Below are 21,619 nucleotides of genomic sequence, written 5' to 3'. Positions count from 1 at the left end.
ACAACCATATGCTTTTTGACAACTACCAGCCGGAGAACTTCTTCGATGAGATGTTCACTTCCGACGGCGTTACACGTCCTCACTACCGCAGCGTCGCAGCCGCCCTGAACGATGTCGATCCCAACGAGTTCAGGAACAAGCAGGCGGCCGTCGAAGCCTCCTTCATGCGAGGTGGCGTGACCTTCACGGTGTATAGTGATTCCCAAGGCACCGAGCGCATTTTCCCCTTCGACTGTGTGCCCCGGGTGATCTCCGCCGAGGAGTGGGAAGTGGTCGAAAAAGGCCTGATCCAGCGTCTGACCGCGCTGAACATGTTTCTGCATGACATCTATCATGATCAGAAGATCATCAAAGATCGTGTCATCCCGCCGCAGTATCTGCTGAGCGCCAAGCACTTCCGCCGTGAGTTCATGCACTTCGAGGTGCCCAAGGACATCTACGTGCACATCTGCGGCACCGACCTCATTCGAGATAAAGATGGCCGCTACCTCGTGCTGGAGGATAACCTCCGCTGCCCTTCTGGGGCGAGCTACATGCTGGAAAACCGCGCCGCCCTAAAGCGCACTTTCCCTGAGCTTTTCAAAGCCAGTGGCGTCCACTCCGTGTCCAACTACCCGTCCGAATTGCTGAAAGTGATGCAATACTGCGCACCGGCCAATTACAATGCCGACGGGGCCCCTAACTGCGTGCTGCTGACACCGGGGGTTTACAACAGCGCCTACTTTGAACACGCCTTCCTGGCTCGTCAGATGGGCATCCCGATTGTCGAAGGGCGTGACCTGATCGTGCGGGACTTCAAAGTTTACATGCGCACCACCGCCGGTCTCGTGAAGGTGGATGTGATCTACCGCCGCATTGACGACGACTTCCTCGACCCTTCCGTCTTCCGCCCCGACTCTCTCCTCGGTGTGCCTGGGCTGGTGAACGCCTACCGCGCGGGGAACGTCAGCCTCGCCAACAGCATCGGCACCGGCGTGGCGGACGACAAGGTCGTCTATTACTTCGTGCCGCACATGATCAAATACTACCTCGGTGAGGACCCCATCCTACCGAACGTGGATACCTACCTCGCCTCCGAACCCAAGGACTGCCAGCACATCCTGGCCAACCTGGATAAACTGGTCGTGAAATCGGCCAATGAAGCGGGTGGTTATGGCATGCTCATGGGCCCCTGGGCCAGCAAAGCCGAGATCGAGGAATTCCGGAAGTTGATCGAAGAGAATCCGCGTAACTTCATCGCGCAGAACCCCATTTCACTCAGCCGTCATCCGACTTGGACCGGAGATGCCTTTGAAGGGCGTCACATCGACCTCCGTCCCTACATCCTCTACGGTGAAAAAATCGTGGTCACACCCGGTGGGCTCACCCGTGTCGCCCTGAAAAAAGGCTCCCTCGTCGTCAATAGCTCCCAGGGAGGCGGCTCTAAAGACACCTGGGTTTTAAGGAACTCCGTGCCCGCATGATGAACCAACCTCACCTCGTCATCGCAGCCTCGTTTTAGCTCAAACTGCCCACCTTTTTCCGACCATGTCCAAGTCATTCTCGACCCAAGAAGAAGTCGCCCGACACAAGCAGGCCAATGTCATGCTGTCCCGTGTCGCTGGCAGCCTCTACTGGATGAGTCGCTACCTTGAACGAGCCGAAAACCTTGCCCGGCTCGTGGATGTCAATCTCCAGATCCTCCTGGACTTCGGCCAAGTGTCTGATGAGACGCTGAAGGAGCACTGGCTGCCCATCCTGCGCTCCACCTGTGAAGAAGACATCTTCTTTCAACTCTACAGCACGGCGGATAGCGACAGCGTGATGGAGTTCGTCACCTTCCGTTCCGAAAACCCCAACTCACTCCTCAACTGCATCTCCAACGCTCGTGAAAACGCTCGCCAGGTGCGGGATCAGATCTCCAGTGAAATGTGGGAGGTGCTGAATGACGCCTATCACTTCATCAAGAGCAGCCCCCCCAGCAAGATCCGCAACGGCAGCGCCAGTGCGTTTTATGACGAGATCAAGCGCTTCTCTCATCTGTTCCAGGGCATCACCGTCTCCACCTTCTCACGCAACGAAGGCTTCGAGTTCATTCAATTCGGCAAATACATGGAACGTGCGGATAAAACCACGCGCCTCCTGGATATGAAGTATCACATTCTCCTGCCGAAGGTGACCGATGTCGGCGGTGCGGTGGATGCCGCGCAATGGCAGGCCGTGCTGCGCTCCGCGAGCGCTGTGGAGCCCTACCGCCGCTTCTATGTGGCGGATATCCTGGTGGACAAGGTGATCGAGTTCCTGATCTTCGAAGACACCTTCCCCCGCTCTCTGATGTTCTGCTTGGAGCAAATGGACAGCTTTGCGCACTCCATCGCAGGCACGCCCCAAGGCGAATACCGCAGCGATGGAGAGCGCCGCTTTGGCAAGTTCTTGAACAACCTGCACTTCACCACCGTGAAAGACATCATCGGTCGTGGCCTGCATGAATTTCTGGATGAGGTGCAGATTGAGATCAGCGCTTTTGGGGATCATCTCTACACGAGCTTCATGTATCATCCCCCGGTGGATATGCAGGCCGAGATCCGCTTTCACCAGCAGCAAGAGCAACAACAACAGCACCTTGGTTAATCGTTTTTCGCAAACGACGATTTTTTGAGTCGGCGGCTCCGGTAACAGGCTAATTTTCCTTGCCGGAGCCGTCTCACTTTTTACCACTGTTCTCCCCCCCTTTTATTAGCCCGAGACTGCTCATTGAGCCCCCTTTGGATGCCTAACCAGCCCGTTTCCGATACCCCTTTGACCGGAATGAACCTCCGCGTGCGGCATCTCACGCGCTTCCACTACGATGGACCTGTGCTGGACAGCTACAATGACGCCCGGCTCTGCCCCGTCTCAGATCCGCTCCAGCGCTGTGCCTCCTTCAATCTCCGGCTGGATCCTCAGGTGCCCATCCACACGCACCACGATTTCTATCTGAACCGGGTGGACCATTTCGAACTTCACCAACCTCATGAGGTGCTGGAAGTCGAGGCCGTCTCCCATGTCGAGACACGTCTAGATCCTCGCGGCTGTCCGCCCACGGGTCTCACCCTGGATTCCCTGAATCTACCGGAAGTGCATGAGAACTACTTCGACTTCGTCGTCGAATCCAAGTTTGTGACGCAGAACGTGGCCATCTGGAGAGAAGCGGTGGACATCATCGGACAAGAGGTTCAAGACATCTGGGCGGATGCGGTCAAAATCGGCCACCATGTCCACTCCATCTTCGCCTATGATCCTGACTGGACCCATGTGCACACGAATGCCTCAGAAGCCCTGAAAGATCGCCGAGGCGTCTGCCAAGACTATGCCCACGTCATGATCGCTCTGTGCCGCAGCCAGGGCATCCCAGCCCGCTATGTCAGCGGCTATTTTTACAACGGCAAAACAGGGGATGAGAACGAAGCCTCTCACGCCTGGATGGAAATCTTTTTGCCCACCTACGGCTGGAAAGCCTGGGACCCGACCCACAACCGAGAAGCCGACTCCCGTTACGTCAAGCTGGCGATCGGGCGCGACTATGACGATGCCAAACCGGTGAGCGGCCGTTTCCGCGGCAAGGGCCGCCAGCATATGGACGTCATCGTTCAGATCCGACTGCCCCATGATACCACGACTCTGACCCGCGTCGGCTAAATCCCCGCAGTCACAGCCGAACCCTGGAGACCATGCGAATGAAAGCAATCACTCTCATTTCTTATGGATTCCATCAATCAACAGCAACCCGAACCGAATCGCGAGAATCTTCATGCCCAAGAGGCCATTGAAAAAATTCAAGCCATCGTTCGCAAATCCCAGACTTGTTTTTTCTGCACGGTTGTCGCGAGCAACAGCTTCCCTCAGGCTCGGCCGATGACCGTGCTCGAGGTGGATCATCAAGGCCATCTCTGGTTTCTGAGTGCAGATGACAGTCACAAGAATCTGGAACTGAAGGCCGATCATGCGGTGACGCTGTTCTTCCAAGGCTCCAAGCACTCCGACTTCCTGCAACTGAATGGCAAGGCCACCTTGTCCCGAGATCAATCCAAGATCGATGAACTCTGGGAGCCTGTGTTTAAAACATGGTTTACCGGCGGAAAGGATGACCCACGAATCACCGTGATTCAGGTCGTGCCCGAGGATGGATATTATTGGGACAATCGGCATGGCAATGCCGTCGCCGGAGTGAAAATGCTCATCGGAGCGATGCTCGGCAAGACCCTCGACGACTCCATCGAGGGTCATTTGACCGTTTAGAAAAGTCAGTGCCTGGTAACGCTCCAGATCACGCAGCGATCAGCATGGCCCCGGCCATCGCGGCCATGCCCAGATCTTCGGTCAGAGCCACGGTGGATAGGGGCACTTTCAGCACGGTGCCCATGCACGCGCAGTTGAGGTCCAGCCCCTTCATCAGGGCTCTCAACACGCCGAGGCTTCCCCAGAGCATGACGATCAACGTCACTGTGTAAATCACCTGGGGCTGCCAAAACGACAGATAGCCAAGCCCCAGACCTAACTCGATGAAGGGATACACATAGGCATAGGGTCGAAACGGTTTGGCCAGCAGGTCATACATTTGAAAACCATCGGCAAATCCCACGGGATCAAAGAACTTGAACATGGAGAACTCCACCAAAAAGAAGCCCATGAAATCATGCATCCAGCGCATGCCGTTCCACTCGCCATAGTCGACCTGTTTGGCCAGCGCCGCCAGGATCGCGAGCACCACGATGACCATGAGAGGCAAATAATCAGTCCAATGAGCGCCTCGATTTTCTTGTCTGCGGTGAATGTCGGAATCAGCTTTCATACCCAGGGTTCGGCCTGAGAAATCCCGATGGACGTGATTATTTCACCCCCGCCGAAGCACGACCGCCTAACCGACATTAAAACCAATGCCAGTATCCGAGCGCCTTTAAGAGCGTCCGCAAGCTGAGCATCACCACCAAGACTCCGACCACGACCATCATCGGGCGATGTGGCAGTTTTTTGGTGAGGAAGGCTCCGAGAGGAGCTGCCAATAGGCCGCCCAATCCTAACCCGGCAATCACCTGCCAATGCCCCAAGCCGATGCTGAGGAAGAAAGTGATGGAAGCCGAGAGCGTAACAAAAAATTCAACGGCATTCACACTGCCGACGGCGAAGCGAAAGGAGTTTCCACGGGAGATCAAATTGGTCGCCACGATCGGCCCCCAACCACCGCCGCCGACAGCATCCAGAAACGATCCGATCAGAGCCAGCGGGGTCAGTTTCGTCGTCACGTCGCGAGGTGGAAAAACTTTGAAGGCTTTGACGATGATGACCACGCCCATGATCAGCAAATAGGCTGAAATGTATGGTTTGATGGCATCCCCATCCACCGAGCTGAGCACGTAAGCTCCCACGGCAGCCCCCACGATACCAGGAATCAATAAGCGCCTAAAGAGCTCCTTGCTGATGTTTCCAAACGCATGGTGCGAGAGCGCCGAGGCTCCGGTCGTAAAGCATTCCGCCGCATGCACCGTGCTGCTCACCACCGCAGGGGGCACGCCCATGCTCACCAGCACGCTGGAGGCCGTGACGCCATAGGCCATACCCAGGGCTCCATCGATGATTTGAGCGATGAAACCGGCCACGACATAAATGATGAATTCTTCAGACATTCTTAAATCCTACAAAGTTGATAGGATTCATTTCGCAGCATCTAGAAAGACTGCAAGTGAAACCTTCCAAGCGGCCAGATTTCGCCTGCCAAGCATTGCTTCAATCCCAGCTCCCAAGCCCATTCGACGACGTTGAAGAGCGCTTAAAATCAGGGCCAGAAGCCCGATGCAGATTTTCATAAAGAGTTCCGGTGGAAAATTTGGCACGCCCCTTGCTTTGCCCTCCAGAGGAACGGTTCCCGTAGCCGCCACAACACCAACTCAAAACGATACAACTATGCTAACCAGCAAAAACAGATGGACTGCATGCCTGCTCGCTGCCGGACTCGCGGCTGCGACATTGGGGCTTACGCTCGAACCCCTGTCTCATGGGCAAGAAGCCGCCCCACCACCCGCAGAGGCTCCGGCGGCTGCTCCAGCCCCCGCACCTGCGCCAGCCCCCGCCCCCGAAGCGGCCCCAGCTCCTGAAGCTCCTGCCGCTCCGGCTGAAGATGCAGGTCCTTCTGTGGAGCTCTTCACCACGAACAACCTGTGGATGATGCTCTCGACCGCTTTGGTGTTCATCATGCACCTTGGCTTCGCCACTGTTGAAACTGGTCTGACTCAGTCCAAGAACACCGTCAACATCCTCTTCAAGAACACCCTGATTCCTTGCATCGGCCTACTCACCTATGTGCTGTGCGGTTTCAACCTGATGTATCCTGGCTTCGCCGATGAAGATCCTCAGTTCTGGTTCAAGTTTGCAGGCTTCGGCATCAGCACCGATGAAGCCGGTGTGACTTCCGCTTACAACGTTGGTTATACTTATTGGACCGACTTCCTCTTCCAGGCCATGTTCGCCGCTACCTGCGCCACCATCGTCTCCGGTGCTGTCGCTGAGCGCGTGAAGCTGACCAGCTTCATGCTGTTCTCCACCATCTATGTGGCTCTCGTTTATCCGATCGCTGGTAGCTGGAAGTGGGGCAACGGCTGGTTGAACCGCCTTGAGACTCCTTTCTATGACTTCGCGGGTTCCACCCTCGTCCACTCCGTGGGCGGTTGGGGCGCTCTGGCCGGTGTGCTTATCCTTGGCCCTCGTCTTGGCAAATACACTGCAGATGGCAAAATCAAGCCGATCATCGGTCACTCCATGCCTCTGGCCACCATCGGTGTCTTCCTCCTCTGGCTCGGCTGGTTCGGTTTCAACGGCGGCTCCGTCCTGTCCGCTGATCCTGCTCTCGTGTCCTTGACCTTGGTCACCACCTCCTTGGCCGCTGCTGCTGGTGGCGTGGCTGCTGCCATCGTCTCCGCAGTCATCCTGAAGAAGCCTGACCTCTCCATGGCTCTGAACGGTATCTTGGCCGGTCTGGTGGGCATCACCGCTGGTGCAGACCAGATGACCCCCGTGGACTCCATCATCATCGGTGCTATCGCTGGTGCCCTGGTGGTGATCTCCGTCATGTTCTTCGACAAGATCAAAGTGGACGATCCAGTCGGTGCCGTCTCCGTGCACCTTGTCTGCGGTATCTTCGGCACTCTGGCCGTCGGCCTCTTCGGTGCTAAAGCCGGTTCCGCTCAGCTCATGAGCCAGCTGACTGGTATCGCTGCCTACGCCTCCACCTTCGTGGCTGCTCTGGTGCTGTTCTTCGTCCTGAAACTGATCATGGGTCTGCGCGTCAGCCCAGAAGAAGAATCCGAAGGCCTCGACATCGGCGAACACGGTGCTGTTGCTTACAACATCACCCCGAACCACTAAGTGCTACGGTAGGCTCCGTTCTACTCCCGAACCATAACAGTCCCCGGCTGCGCAAGTAGCCGGGGACTTTTCTTTTCAGAGTGAAGGGCTGACTTGCGCCTTGCAGCCTCCGCCCATCCGGTTAAAAACACAGGACATGGTTCGACTCACAGTTCTCGGCAGCGGCAGTTCAGGCAACTGCGCCGTCGTGTCCACGGGCCGCACCACCGTGCTGGTGGATGCTGGTTTGAGCGCCAAACAAATCTGCCTTCGCCTCGCCGCCGCTGGCTACACCCTGGATCAGATCGATGGCATCCTGCTCACGCACGAGCATCAAGACCACACCAATGGCTTGGAAGTGCTCAGCAGCAAACGCCCCCTTCCCCTCTATGCCACGGCCCTCACCCGTGAGGTCTTGGAGTCCCATTTGAAATTCCGCACGCCACCGGCATGGCGCTTGATGACCACCGGTAGCGCCTTCGATTTCCAAGATCTCCGCATCGAGTGTTTTCCGGTCCCGCATGATGCGGTGGATCCCGTGGGCTTCGTTCTAGCCGATGAAGAATCCCGTCTGGGGCTGCTCAGCGATGTCGGTTTCGTGACCAATCTGATCAAGGATCGTCTCAAAACCTCCGACAGTCTCTTTGTCGAGGCCAACTACGATACCCAACTCCTGGATGCGGACGTCAAACGGCCCTGGGCGACCAAACAGCGCATCAGTTCCCGGCATGGCCACCTCTCCAATGAGCAGGCGGCGGAGCTGATCGAGTCCATCGCCCACCCAGGCCTACATCATGTGGTGCTCGGGCACTTGAGTGATGACTGCAATCAGCCTGACCGAGCCATCCGCTGCATTCAGGAAAGCCTGAAACGCGTGGGCAATACGGAGACCAAGGTGCTGTGTGCGGAGCGGCGTTGCCACACGCAAACCATCGAGGTAGCACGCCGTCGTGTCGTCATCAGCCTCAGCGTGAGCGCCTCCACCACGACGGTGCAGCAACAGCTCGCTTTATTTTAGCTTCATTGCGCTGCGCTTTGCTTTTTCTCCCATGATCACCCTGGATCACATCGGCTGGCAGGCCCCGGGGGGTTTTGCCTTGCAGGACATCTGTGTGGAGATTCCCACGGGAGTTTATGCCGTTCTCATGGGGAGCACGGGCTGTGGTAAGACGAGCCTGCTGGAGATCATCTGTGGATTGCGCCCCCCCACTCGTGGACGGGTGCTGCTCAATGGCGTGGATGTCACCGCCTGGGAGCCGCGCCAACGCCAGATCGGCTACGTGCCGCAAGATCTCGCTCTTTTCCCAGGTCAATCCGTTCGGGAACAGATCGGCTTCGCGGCCAAACTGCCCAAGCACCCCTCCGCAGATCGCCAAGCCTTGATCAGAGAACTGGCTGCAGAACTGAGTATCCATCACATTCTGGATCGCTATCCAGAGCACCTGTCCGGTGGAGAAAAACAACGAGTCGCCTTAGCACGGGCCCTAGCGGCTCAGCCAAGAGTGCTTTTGCTGGATGAGCCCCTGTCGGCCTTGGATGAAGCGACTCATCAAGAAGCCTCGCAGCTTTTGCACAACATGCATCAGCAACACCAGCTAACAGTCCTGCATGTCACCCACTCGCGCGCTGAAGCTCAGACGATGGGCCAACTCCACCTGCGCTTGGACGAAGGAAAAATCGTCGCGCTCTGATCGAGTTTTCAGTGCCTCAAACAAAGGGCGTTGCCCGGATAGGAGGGGCGAGGTATCGCTGCTCATGCCGCATCGCTGCCCCCGCTGGTTTTTGCTTCTTGGACTCTGCTTCGCCCTTTTTCCGGCGGAGCGGCTCCAGGCCAAGACCTTTGTCTTGATGACGGAGAATTTAGAGATGCCGGGCGGCTGGGTTTTGGAAACCGACTCAGGACTCAATCGAGGCGCTCGACGTTACCTGACGGCCCCCACACCAGCGGTGGAATCCGCGCCTGCGGTGGGAGCGATCCAGATGCCGCATGCCGGCAAATGGCGTGTCTGGGTGCGCAGTCGGGACTTTGCCAAGGACCGCCCCGGTGCCCGTTATTTTTCCCTGAGACTCGGGCAGACCCGATTGGAGCACCGCTTTGGCACCCATGGTCAGGAGGGCCAGGACGGTTGGGCCTGGGAAGATGGCGGGACGATCCAGGCCGAGGCAGGGCCGCTCCTGGTCGTGCTGGGCGAGACTGCGCGCCACTCAGCCCGCTGTGAAGCCATCCTCCTCACGGATAACATGAGCTATGTGCCGGAGGGCGTGACCTGGGAACTGCACAAAGAAGCCGCCGTCACGCAACCCGTCTCTCTGGATGAAGCCTCGCGGAAAAACTTCAGCCCCGCAGCCATGACCCAGGTGGCCGATGCCCCTACGGCCAAGCTGGAGAACGAACACCTGCGCATCACTTTCCACACCGGCAAGACCGACACGGGGACAGCCATCGGCATGAAAGTGGCCGTGAAACAGGGGGCTGAGTGGCAGCCCCTCCAGGAACACGCTGACACCGCCAGCTATCGCATCCTGAGTCGCCCGCTGGAAAGCTCGCCCACGATCAGTCGCGGACGCGTCTATCCCACCTGGGACACCTCCGAGAGTCCCACCGTCAAAGTCCAGGCAGGAGACAGCTCCGCCCTGACCCGACTCGGCCCTGGCACGGTGCCTTGGCTGGCCGGGCACTGTCATCCTCTGCGTCCCATCGCTGCCGAGCAGGTGGATGCCCAGAGTGTGCATCTCACCTTTGCCCCCACGCCAGCGGGTCGCCTGTATGTCACCTGGGTGCTGGAACCTGGGCGTCGAGATGCCTTGATTCGCATGAGCTTTAAGCCCGCCCAGCCAGGCCATTACTCGCTTGGGTTTCACGGCCCGTTGGCCGTCGCTCCAGCCCAAGCGGACGATTGGTTACTGCCGTTCCAGTTTCACGACTGGCGCTTTCCAGATCACCCGCTCCTGCTGCTGAATTCCACCACGCCCACCCCCATGACTTTGGTCAACCGAAACCGAGTCTCCTGCGCCCTCGTGGCCGATCCCGACCAGATCCCCTATGCATGGTTACGGGAAGATCATTCGCGCTATGGCTTCGGCTTACGCAATGAAGAGGGGCAGGCTCAACCGATGCTTTATTCCCCCGTCATGGGCTTACCCGGCAGCCGCTCAGAAGGCACCGAGATCAGCTCGCGCTTTCGTCTCTGGGTCCAACCCGGCGACTGGTATGCCGCTTATCGAGGCATTGCCGATGAGCTTTTCGCCCTGAAGGACTATCGCGAACCCACGACGTTTTCCCTGACCGAGAGTGTTTTTAATCTACTAGAACTGATGCGTGATGAAGCGGCTTCCGGCTGGGACGCCCAGGCCAAAGGCAGCGTGCAGATCGAGAGCCGTAACGTGGTCACTCAGAGCTCGCCGTTGGTCTATCTGAGCCTTTATTTGCTCACGGGTGACCGGACCCTTTACGAGCAGTTGGCGAGACCCTCCTTGGAGTTCTTACTGTCTCGCCCCTCGGCCCACTTCGCCATCGAGTCAGAGATCGGAGACAACTACTATCAGCATCAGCCGATGCAGGGTCCCGTGAAGCTGTTCGGTGCCGCCACCTACGCCTCCGCTTTGACCATGACTCAAGGCCGCACAGGGGCCTTTGCCGAACTGGCCTTGACGGCGGATCAGCAACTGCGACGCACCACGCCCAATGGTCATGGCCAGCCCTTCGATGATGCCTTAGCCCTGTATCAGGCCACGGGTGAGACGACGTGGAAGCATGAGGCTGTGGCATTGGGGGACAAGTATCTCGCCCAACTCGCAGCCCCTGCCCCATTGAAGGACCCGGGTGATCGCCACTTTGTCAATGTCTCCTACACCTCCAACTGGGAAGGGCTCTTGCATCTCTATGAAGCCACCGGGGAAAAACGATTCCTCACAGCGGCGACCGAGGGCGCTCGCGAATTGATCACCACCCTCTGGACCCAACCCAAGCTCCCAACCCGCAGCCAGACTGTGAAACTGAATCCCGGGGGTGTCTATGATCATGCACGCTCCATCTGGTGGTGGGGAAATGGCCGCAAACGTGTGGGTGTCTATGAGGGCCCTGCCACTGAAGGCTCCATTGATACCCCAGCCCCGAAGATCCCTGAACGCGAAGTCCCTGCCTGGACCGTGAGCAACATTGGACTCGGGCTTGAGCATCCCTTCACCTATGTCCGCCGGGAGGGCCAGGCCAACATCCTCATGAGTGTGTGGGCGGCCAATCTGCTGCGCATGAGCCATCTCACCGGAGATCCCGCCTTTCGCATCGCCGCACGCAACGCCATGATCGGTCGTTATGCCAATTACCCCGGCTATTATCTCGATGGGCAGACCGATGAGTTTCGTCGTGCAGACTATCCCGTCAAAGGCCCCGACATCACGTCCCTGTATGTCCATCACATCGCTCCTTTCACCGCCTCGGTGTTAGACTTTTTGTTTACCGACGCCGAAGTGAGGTCCCATGGCCAAGTGATCTTCCCCACCACGCGCCAGATGGGTTACGTGTGGTTTGACAGTCGCCTCTGGGGACATGCACCGGGCCATGTTTATGAAGATGCAGCGTGGCCCTGGCTCAATCAGAAAGCCGTCACGCTGAACAATCCTAAAGTCGATCACCTGCTGGCCGAAGGACACGGGAAGCTGCACATCCTGCTTCTCAACCAAGCCCTCGCCGAACAAAAAGTGCAACTGCATATCGATGAGTCCCTCTTGGGGCGAGCCTTAACGCAAACCCATCTTCAAGCGAAGCTGAACAATCAAAAAGCGCCGGACGTTCCCATGAGCCATGGCGTGGCCGAGATCAGCCTCCCCACCCAGGGATTCCTGGTTTTAACCCTGGATGAGGTGAAACTGGATGTGCTCACCCATCGCCAAGCGCCCACCGCGAAAACCAGCCTTCCGACTTTACCCGTCATGGAGCGTCGGCCCCTCGGTCAATCCCCGTGGCAGGCTCTTGCCACCCGCCTCGCCGTGCCCCCCTTCCTCTGGCAAGACTTCTACGCCTATGTGAATTGTGGCCTCCATGACGCCAAGGCTGCGGTCTTGCACTATCGCATCGGAGACGGCCCCGCGCAGCGGCAGGAAGTCACTCACTTCCCCTTTGAGTTCTCCGTGCAAGTGGAGGACCCGCAAGCCACCATCACCTGGGACATGGAGGTCCAGCTTCCCGACGGCACCTGGGCTAAGACGGCCCAGCCTTAGTCTCATGATCCGTTTCTAGGGTGTGTTTTAAAATGGGGGAAGAGCTCGTTGAGTCAGAACGGAGGTCAGGGCAAGGCGCGAGCGCCGTGCCTGTATCCTCTGCGATACAGGCCCAGCGAAGTAACGCCGCCATGGCCTTCGTTCTGACTCAACCCGGAGGGCCCTGTGAGCGAAGCGCCGAATCGCTGCGTTGAACACCTTGGGGCTATGTCACCCTAGCCCCTTCGGCGTTCGCCTTGCTCTTCAGCACTTTCTCACGGGCGAGCCTCTCCCGAACTTTAAAACACACCCTAGCCACTCGTGTCATCTGTGGAACGAGCTTGGAAGTTCCACCCGTCTCTCCACGTTTAAGTCCCCTTCCCCGCCATGCATCGCCCGTTGCTTCTTGCTCTCTCCTTCGCCACTCTGGCCTCGGCTCAACTCCGCCCCGATGGGGCCACCGCCTCCTTCCGCGGTAGCCTCCCCCCGAAACCGACGGCAGCGCTGAGCGCTGAGCAAGAAAGCTCCATCGAAAAGCAACTGGCCGAGGTCACGACAGAGTTCAAAAAAGTGCAGTCGCACGAGCGCTCCGCCGATGCTGCCATCTTCATCAAGGCCGTGCGTTACGCGCTCGACTTCGATGAGTGGTATGACAAGAAACCCGAGGACGGCATCAAGAAAGCCACCGCCCTCCTGGATGAGGCCCAGAAGCGCATCGCCAGCCTGAAGCAAAACAAAACCCCCTGGGTGGAAGGCAGCGGGCAAAAGGTGCTCGGCTTTTACTCCAAGATCGATGGCAGCGCCCAACCCTACGGTGTGGAAGTGCCTGAAGGCTTATCCTTTGGCCAGGGGAAGAAACCCGTGCCCATGTGGGTCTGGCTGCATGGTCGGGGTGATACCGCCACGGATCTGCACTTCGTTTACAGCCGACTCAACGCCAAAAAGCCGGGGCAGTTCCAGCCCAAGGGCACGATTGTGATCCACCCCTTCGGCCGCTACTGCAACGGCTGGAAAAGCGCCGGGGAAACCGATGTGTTCGAGGCTCGCGATGATGCCAAGGCTCGATTCAACGTCGATGAGAACCGCATCGCCCTGGCTGGCTTCAGCATGGGCGGAGCCGGTGCCTGGCACATCGGCGCTCACTTTGCCGATCAATGGGCCTGCGTGCATACCGGCGCGGGCTTCGTGGATGTGAAACGCTACCAGAAGCTCACCCCGGATAAGATGCCGCCGTGGTATGAGCAGGTGCTGTGGGGCGTGTATGACGTGCCTGACTACGCCCTCAACTTCAAGAACGTGCCCCTGATCAGCTACAGCGGTGAAAATGACACCCAGCGTGACAGCGCCGAATACATGACCGAAGTGCTAGCCAAAGAAGGCATCACCCGCCCGCACCTCATCGGTCCAGGCATGGGCCACAAGTATCACCCCGAAGTGATCAAAGAAGTGCAGGCCTTGATTGAACAAGCCGTGGAGAAAGGTCGTGATCCCATGCCGAAGAAGGTGGTGCTGCAAACACGTTCCAACCGCTATAACAAGATGTTTTGGGTCGAACTAGGCGCTCTCAAAAAACAATGGGAAGACGGACGAATTGAGGCAGAGATCGATGAGGCGGCCAAACTCCTGCGAGTCAAAACCAAGAATGTAGCATCGTTCTATCTGGATCCAGATTTCCTTCGCAATGAGGCCTACAAAGGCTTCAAGTTGCTTATCGATGGACAGGCACTCCATGAGATCGATAGCCGTGCCAACGGATATGCCTGGGAGGCTCCTGAGGAAGAGTCTCGCGGCGGATGGACTTATGCCGGGAAATTTAACCTGGCTGGCTCCAAAGGTTTGGGAGACGATGGTTTGATCGATTCTTTCTTTCAGGAAGCATTCACTATCGTTTTGCCTGACAAGCCTTGTGCAAATCCGCAAGTCGATGCGTGGGTTAAAGCGGAATCCCAGCATTTCATTCAGCGCTGGCGAAGCCTGATGAGAGGAGATCCCAAAGTGATTTTGGCATCTGAAATACCTGATGATGCCGACCTGGATGATCTTCCCCGCCTTTGCCTTTGGGGTGATGCCCAAGGAAACTCAGTGATCGCCCGGATTTCAGCGAAGCTGCCATTTCAATGGACTTCATCCACTTTGACCATGGCGGGTAAATCTTATGATGCAAAAAGTCATGTCCCCGTATTGAGTTACCGATGGAATCGATTGAGATGGGCTAGCCGTATCGTCCTCAACTCCGGCCTCACCTTCCGTGAAGCGCACGACCGCACCAATTCCCTGCAAAACCCCAAGCTGCCCGATTGGGCCATTCTGGACATCACCGAACCGCCAACGGCTGAAAGCGCCGGCAAGGTGGTGGCGGCAGACTTCTTTGACGAGAATTGGAAGGTGAAGTGACCGATGGAGCGCCGACGTGCCGTCGGCACGCCTCTTCCCATCCTCATGCTGCATGCCGACCTCTCGTCGGCCTCGCTATCCCCTGCCCCTGAGAATACCGCCGGGACAGCAACGCTTTAGGAGCATTTGGGGGACCGCTCACGCGCCCAAAGGCCGTCATTTTTCGGAACGTTCTCCACCAGAAATCAAGCGTCTTTTTCAGCCTGCAAATGGCCACAGTGAGGAACATGTGGAACACCCGATTTTCAGGGCTTTGACGGTCATTGGCTCGCCGCCGAATTTGGCGGGCGAAAAAACGTCACTTTTCCACCAAAAAGCCTTGGCAGGAGGGGGCAGCTTGCTAGCCTGTTTCCCTCCCCATCGGGCACGTTTCTGAAGCGGTTTTTTGGACAGACTCAGGCGATGGGAAACCGATCACTTTTATGTCAGACGAAATCCTTGATTCCATCGAGTCAAACATGACCGCCGTCGCCTCCGACCAGGCCTACGGTGCCGAACAAATCCAGCACTTGGAAGGGCTCAAAGCCGTCCGCCTCCGCCCCGGGATGTATATCGGCGATCCCGATGAACGTGGTCTTCACCACTGCGTGTTTGAGGTGGTGGATAACTCCATCGACGAGCATCTGGCCGGCTACTGTAAAAACGTCTGGATCACGATTCATTCCGACGGCTCCCTGAGCGTGGAAGACGATGGACGTGGTATCCCCGTGGAGATGCACGCCAAGGGCATGCCTACCGTCGAGCTGGTGCTGACCAACCTGCACGCAGGCGGCAAGTTTGGCGATGGTGCCTATGAATTCTCCGGTGGTCTCCACGGTGTGGGTGCCAAGTGCGTGAACGCCCTCTCGGACTGGTTTAAGTGTGAAGTTTATCGTGACGGCAAAGTTTATGCCATCGGCTTCGAGCGCGGTCTAACCACCGAGCCTCTGACCGTTCTCGGGGATCTGGATGAGCCGACCCGCACGGGCACGAAGATCTCGTTCTTCCCCGATGCCACGATCTTCACGATGACCACCACGTTCGTCTATGAGCGTCTGCTCACACGACTGCGTGAACTGGCCTTCCTGAACCCAGGCATCCACATCACCCTCACCGATGAACGTGGTGAGAAGGAGCGGCAGGAAACGCTGTTTTACAAGGATGGCGTGAAGCAGTTCGTACGCGAACTCGGCGCGGACAAAGACAAGATCCACCCGGAGCCGATCGCCTTGGCCGGTCGCCGTGAGGTGATGATTGACGACAAGAAAAAGTTCATCCTGACCGACTGTGTTCTTCAGTGGAACAAAGGTCTCAATGAACAAACGCTTTGTTTCGCCAATGCGATCCCTAACTCAGACGGAGGCACCCACTACAGCGGCTTTAAATCGGCCCTGACCCGCGCCGTTAAGGCCTACATCACGGCCAATCCTAAAAGCTTCAAAGACAAGCTGCCGGACATTGAAAGTGATGACTGCCGCGAAGGTCTGATCTGCGTGCTGAGCGTGAAGCTGCCTAACCCGCGCTTCAATTCCCAGACCAAGGTTAAGCTGGTGAACAACGAGGTCGAAGGCGTGGTGAGCTCCATCGTCTATGAAGGCCTCATGCGCCACTTCGATGAAAATCCGGAGACAGCGGTCACGGTGATCAATAACATCATCATCGCGGCGAAGTCCCGCGAAGCTGCCCGTAAGGCCCGCGAAGCGATCCGTAAGGACGCCATGAGCAGCGGTGGCCTCCCCGGTAAGCTGGCCGACTGCTCCGAGCGTGACCCGAGCAAGACCGAGCTGTTTATTGTCGAGGGTGACTCCGCTGGTGGCTCTGCCAAAATGGGCCGCAACCGTCATAACCAAGCAATCCTGCCTCTGCGTGGTAAGCTGATCAATACCGAGAAGGCTCGTCTGGAAAAGGTGCTCCAGAACAAGGAAATCCAGACCATGATCACCGCCATCGGCACCGGCATCGGTGGCGATAGCGAGGTGGAAGGCTCCTTCAACATCGACAAGCTGCGCTACCACAAAATCGTCATCATGACCGATGCCGACGTGGACGGCTCTCACATCCGCACTCTGCTGCTCACCTTCTTCTTCCGCCAGATGCCAGAGCTCGTGAAGCGCGGTCACATCTATGTGGCTCAGCCTCCGCTGTATCAGGTCACGCGTAAGAAGCGTGAAGAGTATGTGCAAGACGATGCCGAGATGGAAGCCATGCTCCTGGAAATGGGCTCTGGTGAAATCCACCTGCGCAATCTCGGCGATAACAGCACCGTCTCGGACGAGCATCTGAAGTCCATCCTGGACCTGCTGGTGCCGGTCTCCAAGTTTGCTGATATCATCCGTCGTCACGGCGGTGATTTCGAAACCTACCTGCAAGAGCGTGATGAAGCCACCGGTGCACTGCCCCACTACATGGTGACCATCCGTGAAGGCAATGAAGTGAACATCCGCTACTTCTTGGGCAATGAGCAACTGGCCGCCTTTGCCCGCGAAAACAACGACCTGCATCTCTTCGGCAAACCTGAAGTGAAGGTGGATGAGAATGGCAACCCTACGGCTCCAGCCCCCAAATCCCACCGCCGTGCTCGTCTCATTGAAATTCATGAGGCCAATGGCATGAAGAAGCGCTTCCAGCAGCTCGATGAACTCGGATTGCATGTGAACCACTTCAGCAGCCAGGATACCCCGCTGTTCGAAGTGATCGAAGGTGACGGTGACCATGCTCGTAGCCACCCGGTCTTCAGCATCCCCGGCATCCTCGACAAGGTCATGGAAATCGGCAAACGCGGCATGGAGATCAAACGATTCAAAGGTCTCGGTGAAATGAACGCCAAGCAGCTCTTTGAAACCACGATGGACCCGAACAAGCGCACGCTTCTCCAGGTCAAACTGGATGAGTCCAACGCTCAAGAGGCGGAACGCATCTTCACCATTCTCATGGGCGACATCGTCGAACCCCGCAAACACTTCATCGAAGAGAACGCGCTCAACGTGCGGAATTTGGATGTTTGATGTTGTCGATATCGGTCCCATAGGCCGCAAAGCTTCATGAGTTCCAACTTCCAGTTATCTAAAGAGCAAATCATTGCCGCCTTGGCGGCCTTGAACGACAAGCTCGCATCTAAAGAGGTGACGGGAGAGTTATGCATTTTCGGCGGTGCCGCGATGATCCTCGCCTTCGATGCTCGTCAAAGCACTCGCGATGTCGATGGAATCTTCGTGCCAAAAACGATTGTAGCTGGCGCGGTAGAGGAAGTTGCTGACGAATTGGATTTACCTTCGATCTGGCTAAACGATGGCGTCAAAGGTTGGGTATCTCAAGTAGGCGACCTCGTGGCTGAAGGCATGCCTCAATTCAGTCACTTGCGAATCTTGCGACCCTCGGCGCAATATCTTTTAGCCATGAAATGTCTAGCCGCTCGAGCTGGCGACTATGACACCTCAGGCGACAAAGAAGATGTTCTAACTCTGATTAAACATCTCGGGCTTCAAAGCACGGGTCAGGTTTTGGAAATTGTCTGTCGCTATTATCCTGAATCCAATCTCACCCCAAAAACACGTTACTTTGTCGAAGAAATTTTAAGTGAGGGAGGTGTTGGATGAATCGTGCACCGACTCACATACCAACCTTAGCCGCTCAGTTTGCCACGGTGACCACTAAGCAAGAGTTTGGCTACGCTTTGCGTGATTATCTAGACCAGTTTCGAGTGGCGCCAGATGCCGCACTTCTGCAAGAAGAGCCTGCATTGCTTGACGCCCGACTTCAAGATGGAGGCGTTGCAGATGCTTATCTTGCAGCAGCAGCAGCATGGCTGAGCCATCAACATGGGATTTCCGCCCCTGACTGGGCTCAAGAATCGAAAAGGATTCTCGAAATTCCATTCTTTGCAGCCAAAACGCATGGTTTGCGGATGATCCTCCTGCAGGAGAGCCCTGCTGAATTCCGCGTCCGCAATCTCTTTGTTTCCGCCAATGCCCTCTCCAGGGCCTAATCATTTTTAGTCTCTCCTTTCCCCATGCAAGAATCCAACACCCGGCCCATCTCCGTTGCCGACGAGGTCAAGAATTCCTTCCTTGATTACTCGATGTCCGTCATCATCTCTCGTGCGTTGCCGGACGTGCGAGACGGCCTCAAGCCTTCTCAACGACGCATCCTGTTTGCGATGCACGAACTGGGGCTGTATCCGCCGAAGAAGCAGATGAAGTGCGCCAAGATTTGCGGTGACACTTCCGGTAACTATCACCCCCACGGTGAAGCGGTCATTTACCCCACGCTGGTGCACATGGGTCAGCCCTGGGCCATGCGTGAGACCTTGATCGACCCCCAGGGGAACTTCGGCTCGGTGGAAGGTGACCCTCCGGCTGCCATGCGTTATACGGAAGCCCGTATGACCCCGCTGGGCGGCACGCTCATGTCCGACATGGAGAAGGACACGGTGGACTTCGTGCCTAACTATGACGAACGTCTCACTGAACCGACCGTCTTCCCTGCGGCTTTCCCCAACCTTTTGGTGAACGGCGGCACGGGTATCGCCGTGGGTATGGCCACAAACATGCCTCCTCACAATCTGGGTGAAGTGGTGGATGCTGTTTGCGCACAGATCGATGATCCTTCCATCACTAACATCGGCCTGAATCAGTTCATCAAAGGCCCCGACTTCCCGACGGGATGCGTCATTCAAGGCGTGGATGGCATTCGCGAGTATATAGAGACTGGCCACGGCAGCGTGCGGGTGCGCGGTCAGGCGGAGATCGTGGAGAATAACAACCGCGAGCAGATCATCATCACCGAGATCCCGTATAACGTAAACCGTGCGGAACTGGTGAAACGCATCGCCGAATTGGCGAATGAGAAAGTCATCGCTGAGATCACCTCCGTGCGAGATGAGTCGGATGAAAACACCCGTGTCGTGGTGGAACTGAAGCGCGACGCTCGCGCTCAGGTCGTGCTGAACAATCTCTACAAGTTCACCGCCCTGGAAAGCAGCTTCAGCATTCACATGCTAGCCATCGATGGAGGCCGCCCACGCGTGCTCAGCATCAAGGACGCCATCGCCTGCTACATCGAGCACCGTCGTGAGGTGATCATCCGCCGCACACGTTTCCTCCTGCGCAAAGCCGAGCAACAGGCCGAGAAGTTGGAAGCCTACCTCTTGGCCCTCGGCCATCTGGATGATTTCATCCGCATCATTCGCGACAGCCGTAACCGCGATGAAGCTCGTGCCGGACTGAAGTCCTACGAATTCAGCACCGCCACAGCCGAACGTCTGGGCATCTTGATCCGTAGCCAACCCAGCGTGCAGGGAGACCGCTACATTTTCACCGATACCCAGGTGGATCAAATCCTGGAACTGCGTCTCTACCAGCTCACGGGCATGGAGCGCGACAAGATCAAGGGCGACTACGATGAACTCCTGGCCACCATCACCGATCTGATGGACATCCTGGCCAAAGAACAGCGCGTGCTGGGCATCATCAAAGATGAGCTGCAGGCCATTAAGTCCAAATACAACACCCCACGCATCACCCGTATCGATGCCGCTGGTGGTGGTATTGAAACCATCGACCTCATCCCGAACGAGCCCAACATCGTTACGCTCACGCACTTCGGCTACGTCAAACGCACACCGACCAATGAGTATCGTCTCCAGGCTCGAGGTGGCAAAGGTCTGAAGGGCATGGAAGCCCGGGAAGCCGCCTCCAAAGAAGACAAAGACGACTTCGTGGAGACGCTGTTCAGCGCCAACATGCACGACTTCCTCATGTTCTTCACGAACACAGGCCGTGTGTATGTGGAGCGCGTCTATCAGCTCCCGGAAGCACCCCGCACCGGTCGTGGCCGCAGCATCAAAAACGTGCTGAACCTCCGCCCGGAAGAGAAGATCAACAGCGTCCTGCGTCTCGAAGCTCAAGGCGTGGCCGATGAGAGCATGTGGAGCCCTGAGAAATACGTGCTCTTCGCCACCAAAGATGGCACCGTGAAAAAGACCGGTCTGGATGCCTTCAAAAACATCCGCAAGGACGGCATCATCGCCATCAACATCGAAGAAGGAAACGACCTCATCCAGGTCATCCTCACCGATGGTCAGAGCCAGATCTGCCTCAGCACCCACGAAGGCATGTGTGTGCGCTGTGAGGAAACCGACGTTCGCTCCATGGGCCGTGCCTCCACCGGGGTGCGTGGTATCCGTGTCGAGGAAGGCGATTTCCTCGTCTCCCTCACCGCCGTGGATCACACCAAGCGCATGCTCGTGGTCTCCGAAAATGGTTTGGGTAAACGCACCGCCTTCGAAGAATACCGCCTCACCAATCGTGGTGGCAAAGGCGTGATCACCATGAATGTCACCGAGAAGACGGGCAAGGTCGTCGCAGCCCTGGCTGTCGCGGATTCTGACCAGCTCATGCTCATGACCAGCAAGGGTCAAAACGTGCGCATCCGAGTCTCCGATATTCGTGAGACAGGTCGTAACGCTCAAGGCGTGAAGCTGATGGACCTCAAGAAGGACGAAGTCATCCAAGACGTCGCCATCGTGATCGCCGATGACGAAGAGGAAGCCGAAGCCAACAGCGAAGGAACGCCTGAGATCACGGGTGAAACTTCAGCCGAAGCTCCAGCCGCCGCCGAAACTGACGCTCCATCCTCCGAGGCTGAATCAGGCACCGAGCCCGAATCCACCGACACCGAGTCTTAAGTCCGT

Annotated in this window: 16 protein-coding genes; 13 read left to right on the top strand and 3 right to left on the bottom strand. The window is 57.1% G+C overall.

Annotation, left to right across the window (positions count from 1 at the left end; translation table 11 throughout):
• The first annotated feature begins 8 nt into the window (after positions 1 to 8).
• From B5D61_RS16945 to B5D61_RS16930, 4 genes are all read left to right on the top strand, one after another.
• Positions 9 to 1,463 (top strand): circularly permuted type 2 ATP-grasp protein, encoded by a 1,455-nt coding sequence (locus tag B5D61_RS16945; protein WP_078814616.1) that lies wholly within the window; start codon positions 9 to 11, stop codon positions 1,461 to 1,463.
• A gap of 64 nt (positions 1,464 to 1,527) precedes the next feature.
• Entirely contained in the window at positions 1,528 to 2,610 is a 1,083-nt protein-coding gene (locus B5D61_RS16940; RefSeq protein WP_078814615.1) for an alpha-E domain-containing protein, read from the top strand.
• 138 nt (positions 2,611 to 2,748) lie between these two features.
• Complete coding sequence (locus B5D61_RS16935) at positions 2,749 to 3,657, top strand: transglutaminase family protein (RefSeq protein WP_078814614.1); 909 nt, start codon at positions 2,749 to 2,751, stop codon at positions 3,655 to 3,657.
• A 63-nt stretch (positions 3,658 to 3,720) separates the two neighbouring features.
• Positions 3,721 to 4,257 (top strand): pyridoxamine 5'-phosphate oxidase family protein, encoded by a 537-nt coding sequence (locus B5D61_RS16930; RefSeq protein ID WP_078814613.1) that lies wholly within the window; start codon positions 3,721 to 3,723, stop codon positions 4,255 to 4,257.
• Between the two features lie 28 nt (positions 4,258 to 4,285).
• Here B5D61_RS16930 and B5D61_RS16925 read toward each other — a convergent pair whose 3' ends face one another.
• From B5D61_RS16925 to B5D61_RS26395, 3 genes are all read right to left on the bottom strand, one after another.
• A complete protein-coding gene (locus tag B5D61_RS16925) occupies positions 4,286 to 4,810 on the bottom strand; it encodes a MauE/DoxX family redox-associated membrane protein (protein WP_078814612.1) in 525 nt (174 codons plus the stop codon).
• Positions 4,811 to 4,886: 76 nt separating this feature from the next.
• Entirely contained in the window at positions 4,887 to 5,642 is a 756-nt protein-coding gene (locus tag B5D61_RS16920; protein WP_078814611.1) for a sulfite exporter TauE/SafE family protein, read from the bottom strand.
• 27 nt (positions 5,643 to 5,669) lie between these two features.
• Positions 5,670 to 5,822 (bottom strand): hypothetical protein, encoded by a 153-nt coding sequence (locus B5D61_RS26395; RefSeq protein WP_176159489.1) that lies wholly within the window; start codon positions 5,820 to 5,822, stop codon positions 5,670 to 5,672.
• Between the two features lie 355 nt (positions 5,823 to 6,177).
• Between B5D61_RS26395 and B5D61_RS16910 the strand changes: the two genes are divergently transcribed.
• From B5D61_RS16910 to gyrA, 9 genes are all read left to right on the top strand, one after another.
• Positions 6,178 to 7,377 carry an ammonium transporter gene (locus B5D61_RS16910; protein WP_078814609.1) on the top strand — a complete coding sequence of 400 codons (1,200 nt, stop codon included), beginning with the start codon at positions 6,178 to 6,180 and terminating at the stop codon, positions 7,375 to 7,377.
• 136 nt (positions 7,378 to 7,513) lie between these two features.
• On the top strand, positions 7,514 to 8,374 hold the full coding sequence (locus tag B5D61_RS16905; protein WP_078814608.1) for an MBL fold metallo-hydrolase: 861 nt from the start codon (positions 7,514 to 7,516) through the stop codon (positions 8,372 to 8,374).
• A 31-nt stretch (positions 8,375 to 8,405) separates the two neighbouring features.
• Positions 8,406 to 9,047 (top strand): ATP-binding cassette domain-containing protein, encoded by a 642-nt coding sequence (locus tag B5D61_RS16900; RefSeq protein ID WP_078814607.1) that lies wholly within the window; start codon positions 8,406 to 8,408, stop codon positions 9,045 to 9,047.
• A 64-nt stretch (positions 9,048 to 9,111) separates the two neighbouring features.
• Positions 9,112 to 12,576, top strand: a complete 3,465-nt coding sequence (locus B5D61_RS16895; RefSeq protein WP_078814606.1) for a glycoside hydrolase family protein — start codon at positions 9,112 to 9,114, stop codon at positions 12,574 to 12,576.
• 366 nt (positions 12,577 to 12,942) lie between these two features.
• Complete coding sequence (locus B5D61_RS16890; protein WP_078814605.1) at positions 12,943 to 14,949, top strand: prolyl oligopeptidase family serine peptidase; 2,007 nt, start codon at positions 12,943 to 12,945, stop codon at positions 14,947 to 14,949.
• Positions 14,950 to 15,371: 422 nt separating this feature from the next.
• Positions 15,372 to 17,933, top strand: coding sequence for a DNA gyrase subunit B (locus B5D61_RS16885; protein WP_078814604.1), 2,562 nt, complete (start codon positions 15,372 to 15,374; stop codon positions 17,931 to 17,933).
• 36 nt (positions 17,934 to 17,969) lie between these two features.
• Positions 17,970 to 18,524 (top strand): hypothetical protein, encoded by a 555-nt coding sequence (locus B5D61_RS16880; RefSeq protein WP_078814603.1) that lies wholly within the window; start codon positions 17,970 to 17,972, stop codon positions 18,522 to 18,524.
• On the top strand, positions 18,521 to 18,913 hold the full coding sequence (locus tag B5D61_RS16875) for a hypothetical protein (protein ID WP_078814602.1): 393 nt from the start codon (positions 18,521 to 18,523) through the stop codon (positions 18,911 to 18,913). The genes B5D61_RS16880 and B5D61_RS16875 overlap by 4 nt, the downstream gene beginning before the upstream one ends.
• A gap of 24 nt (positions 18,914 to 18,937) precedes the next feature.
• Entirely contained in the window at positions 18,938 to 21,613 is a 2,676-nt protein-coding gene (gene gyrA / locus B5D61_RS16870; RefSeq protein ID WP_078814601.1) for a DNA gyrase subunit A, read from the top strand.
• The last annotated feature ends 6 nt before the right edge of the window (positions 21,614 to 21,619 follow it).

It is taken from the genome of Prosthecobacter debontii (assembly GCF_900167535.1).
Lineage (GTDB): Bacteria > Verrucomicrobiota > Verrucomicrobiia > Verrucomicrobiales > Verrucomicrobiaceae > Prosthecobacter > Prosthecobacter debontii.
This window is presented reverse-complemented; position numbering and strand designations above follow the sequence as displayed.

Bases quoted from the DNA above. Each gene is read 5' to 3' on its own strand.
- B5D61_RS16945 (WP_078814616.1), top strand. From the start codon at position 9: ATGCTTTTTGACAACTACCAGCCGGAGAACTTCTTCGATGAGATGTTC.
- B5D61_RS16940 (WP_078814615.1), top strand. From the start codon at position 1,528: ATGTCCAAGTCATTCTCGACCCAAGAAGAAGTCGCCCGACACAAGCAG.
- B5D61_RS16935 (WP_078814614.1), top strand. From the start codon at position 2,749: ATGCCTAACCAGCCCGTTTCCGATACCCCTTTGACCGGAATGAACCTC.
- B5D61_RS16930 (WP_078814613.1), top strand. From the start codon at position 3,721: ATGGATTCCATCAATCAACAGCAACCCGAACCGAATCGCGAGAATCTT.
- B5D61_RS16925 (WP_078814612.1), bottom strand. From the start codon at position 4,810: ATGAAAGCTGATTCCGACATTCACCGCAGACAAGAAAATCGAGGCGCT.
- B5D61_RS16920 (WP_078814611.1), bottom strand. From the start codon at position 5,642: ATGTCTGAAGAATTCATCATTTATGTCGTGGCCGGTTTCATCGCTCAA.
- B5D61_RS26395 (WP_176159489.1), bottom strand. From the start codon at position 5,822: ATGAAAATCTGCATCGGGCTTCTGGCCCTGATTTTAAGCGCTCTTCAA.
- B5D61_RS16910 (WP_078814609.1), top strand. From the start codon at position 6,178: ATGATGCTCTCGACCGCTTTGGTGTTCATCATGCACCTTGGCTTCGCC.
- B5D61_RS16905 (WP_078814608.1), top strand. From the start codon at position 7,514: ATGGTTCGACTCACAGTTCTCGGCAGCGGCAGTTCAGGCAACTGCGCC.
- B5D61_RS16900 (WP_078814607.1), top strand. From the start codon at position 8,406: ATGATCACCCTGGATCACATCGGCTGGCAGGCCCCGGGGGGTTTTGCC.
- B5D61_RS16895 (WP_078814606.1), top strand. From the start codon at position 9,112: ATGCCGCATCGCTGCCCCCGCTGGTTTTTGCTTCTTGGACTCTGCTTC.
- B5D61_RS16890 (WP_078814605.1), top strand. From the start codon at position 12,943: ATGCATCGCCCGTTGCTTCTTGCTCTCTCCTTCGCCACTCTGGCCTCG.
- B5D61_RS16885 (WP_078814604.1), top strand. From the start codon at position 15,372: ATGTCAGACGAAATCCTTGATTCCATCGAGTCAAACATGACCGCCGTC.
- B5D61_RS16880 (WP_078814603.1), top strand. From the start codon at position 17,970: ATGAGTTCCAACTTCCAGTTATCTAAAGAGCAAATCATTGCCGCCTTG.
- B5D61_RS16875 (WP_078814602.1), top strand. From the start codon at position 18,521: ATGAATCGTGCACCGACTCACATACCAACCTTAGCCGCTCAGTTTGCC.
- gyrA (WP_078814601.1), top strand. From the start codon at position 18,938: ATGCAAGAATCCAACACCCGGCCCATCTCCGTTGCCGACGAGGTCAAG.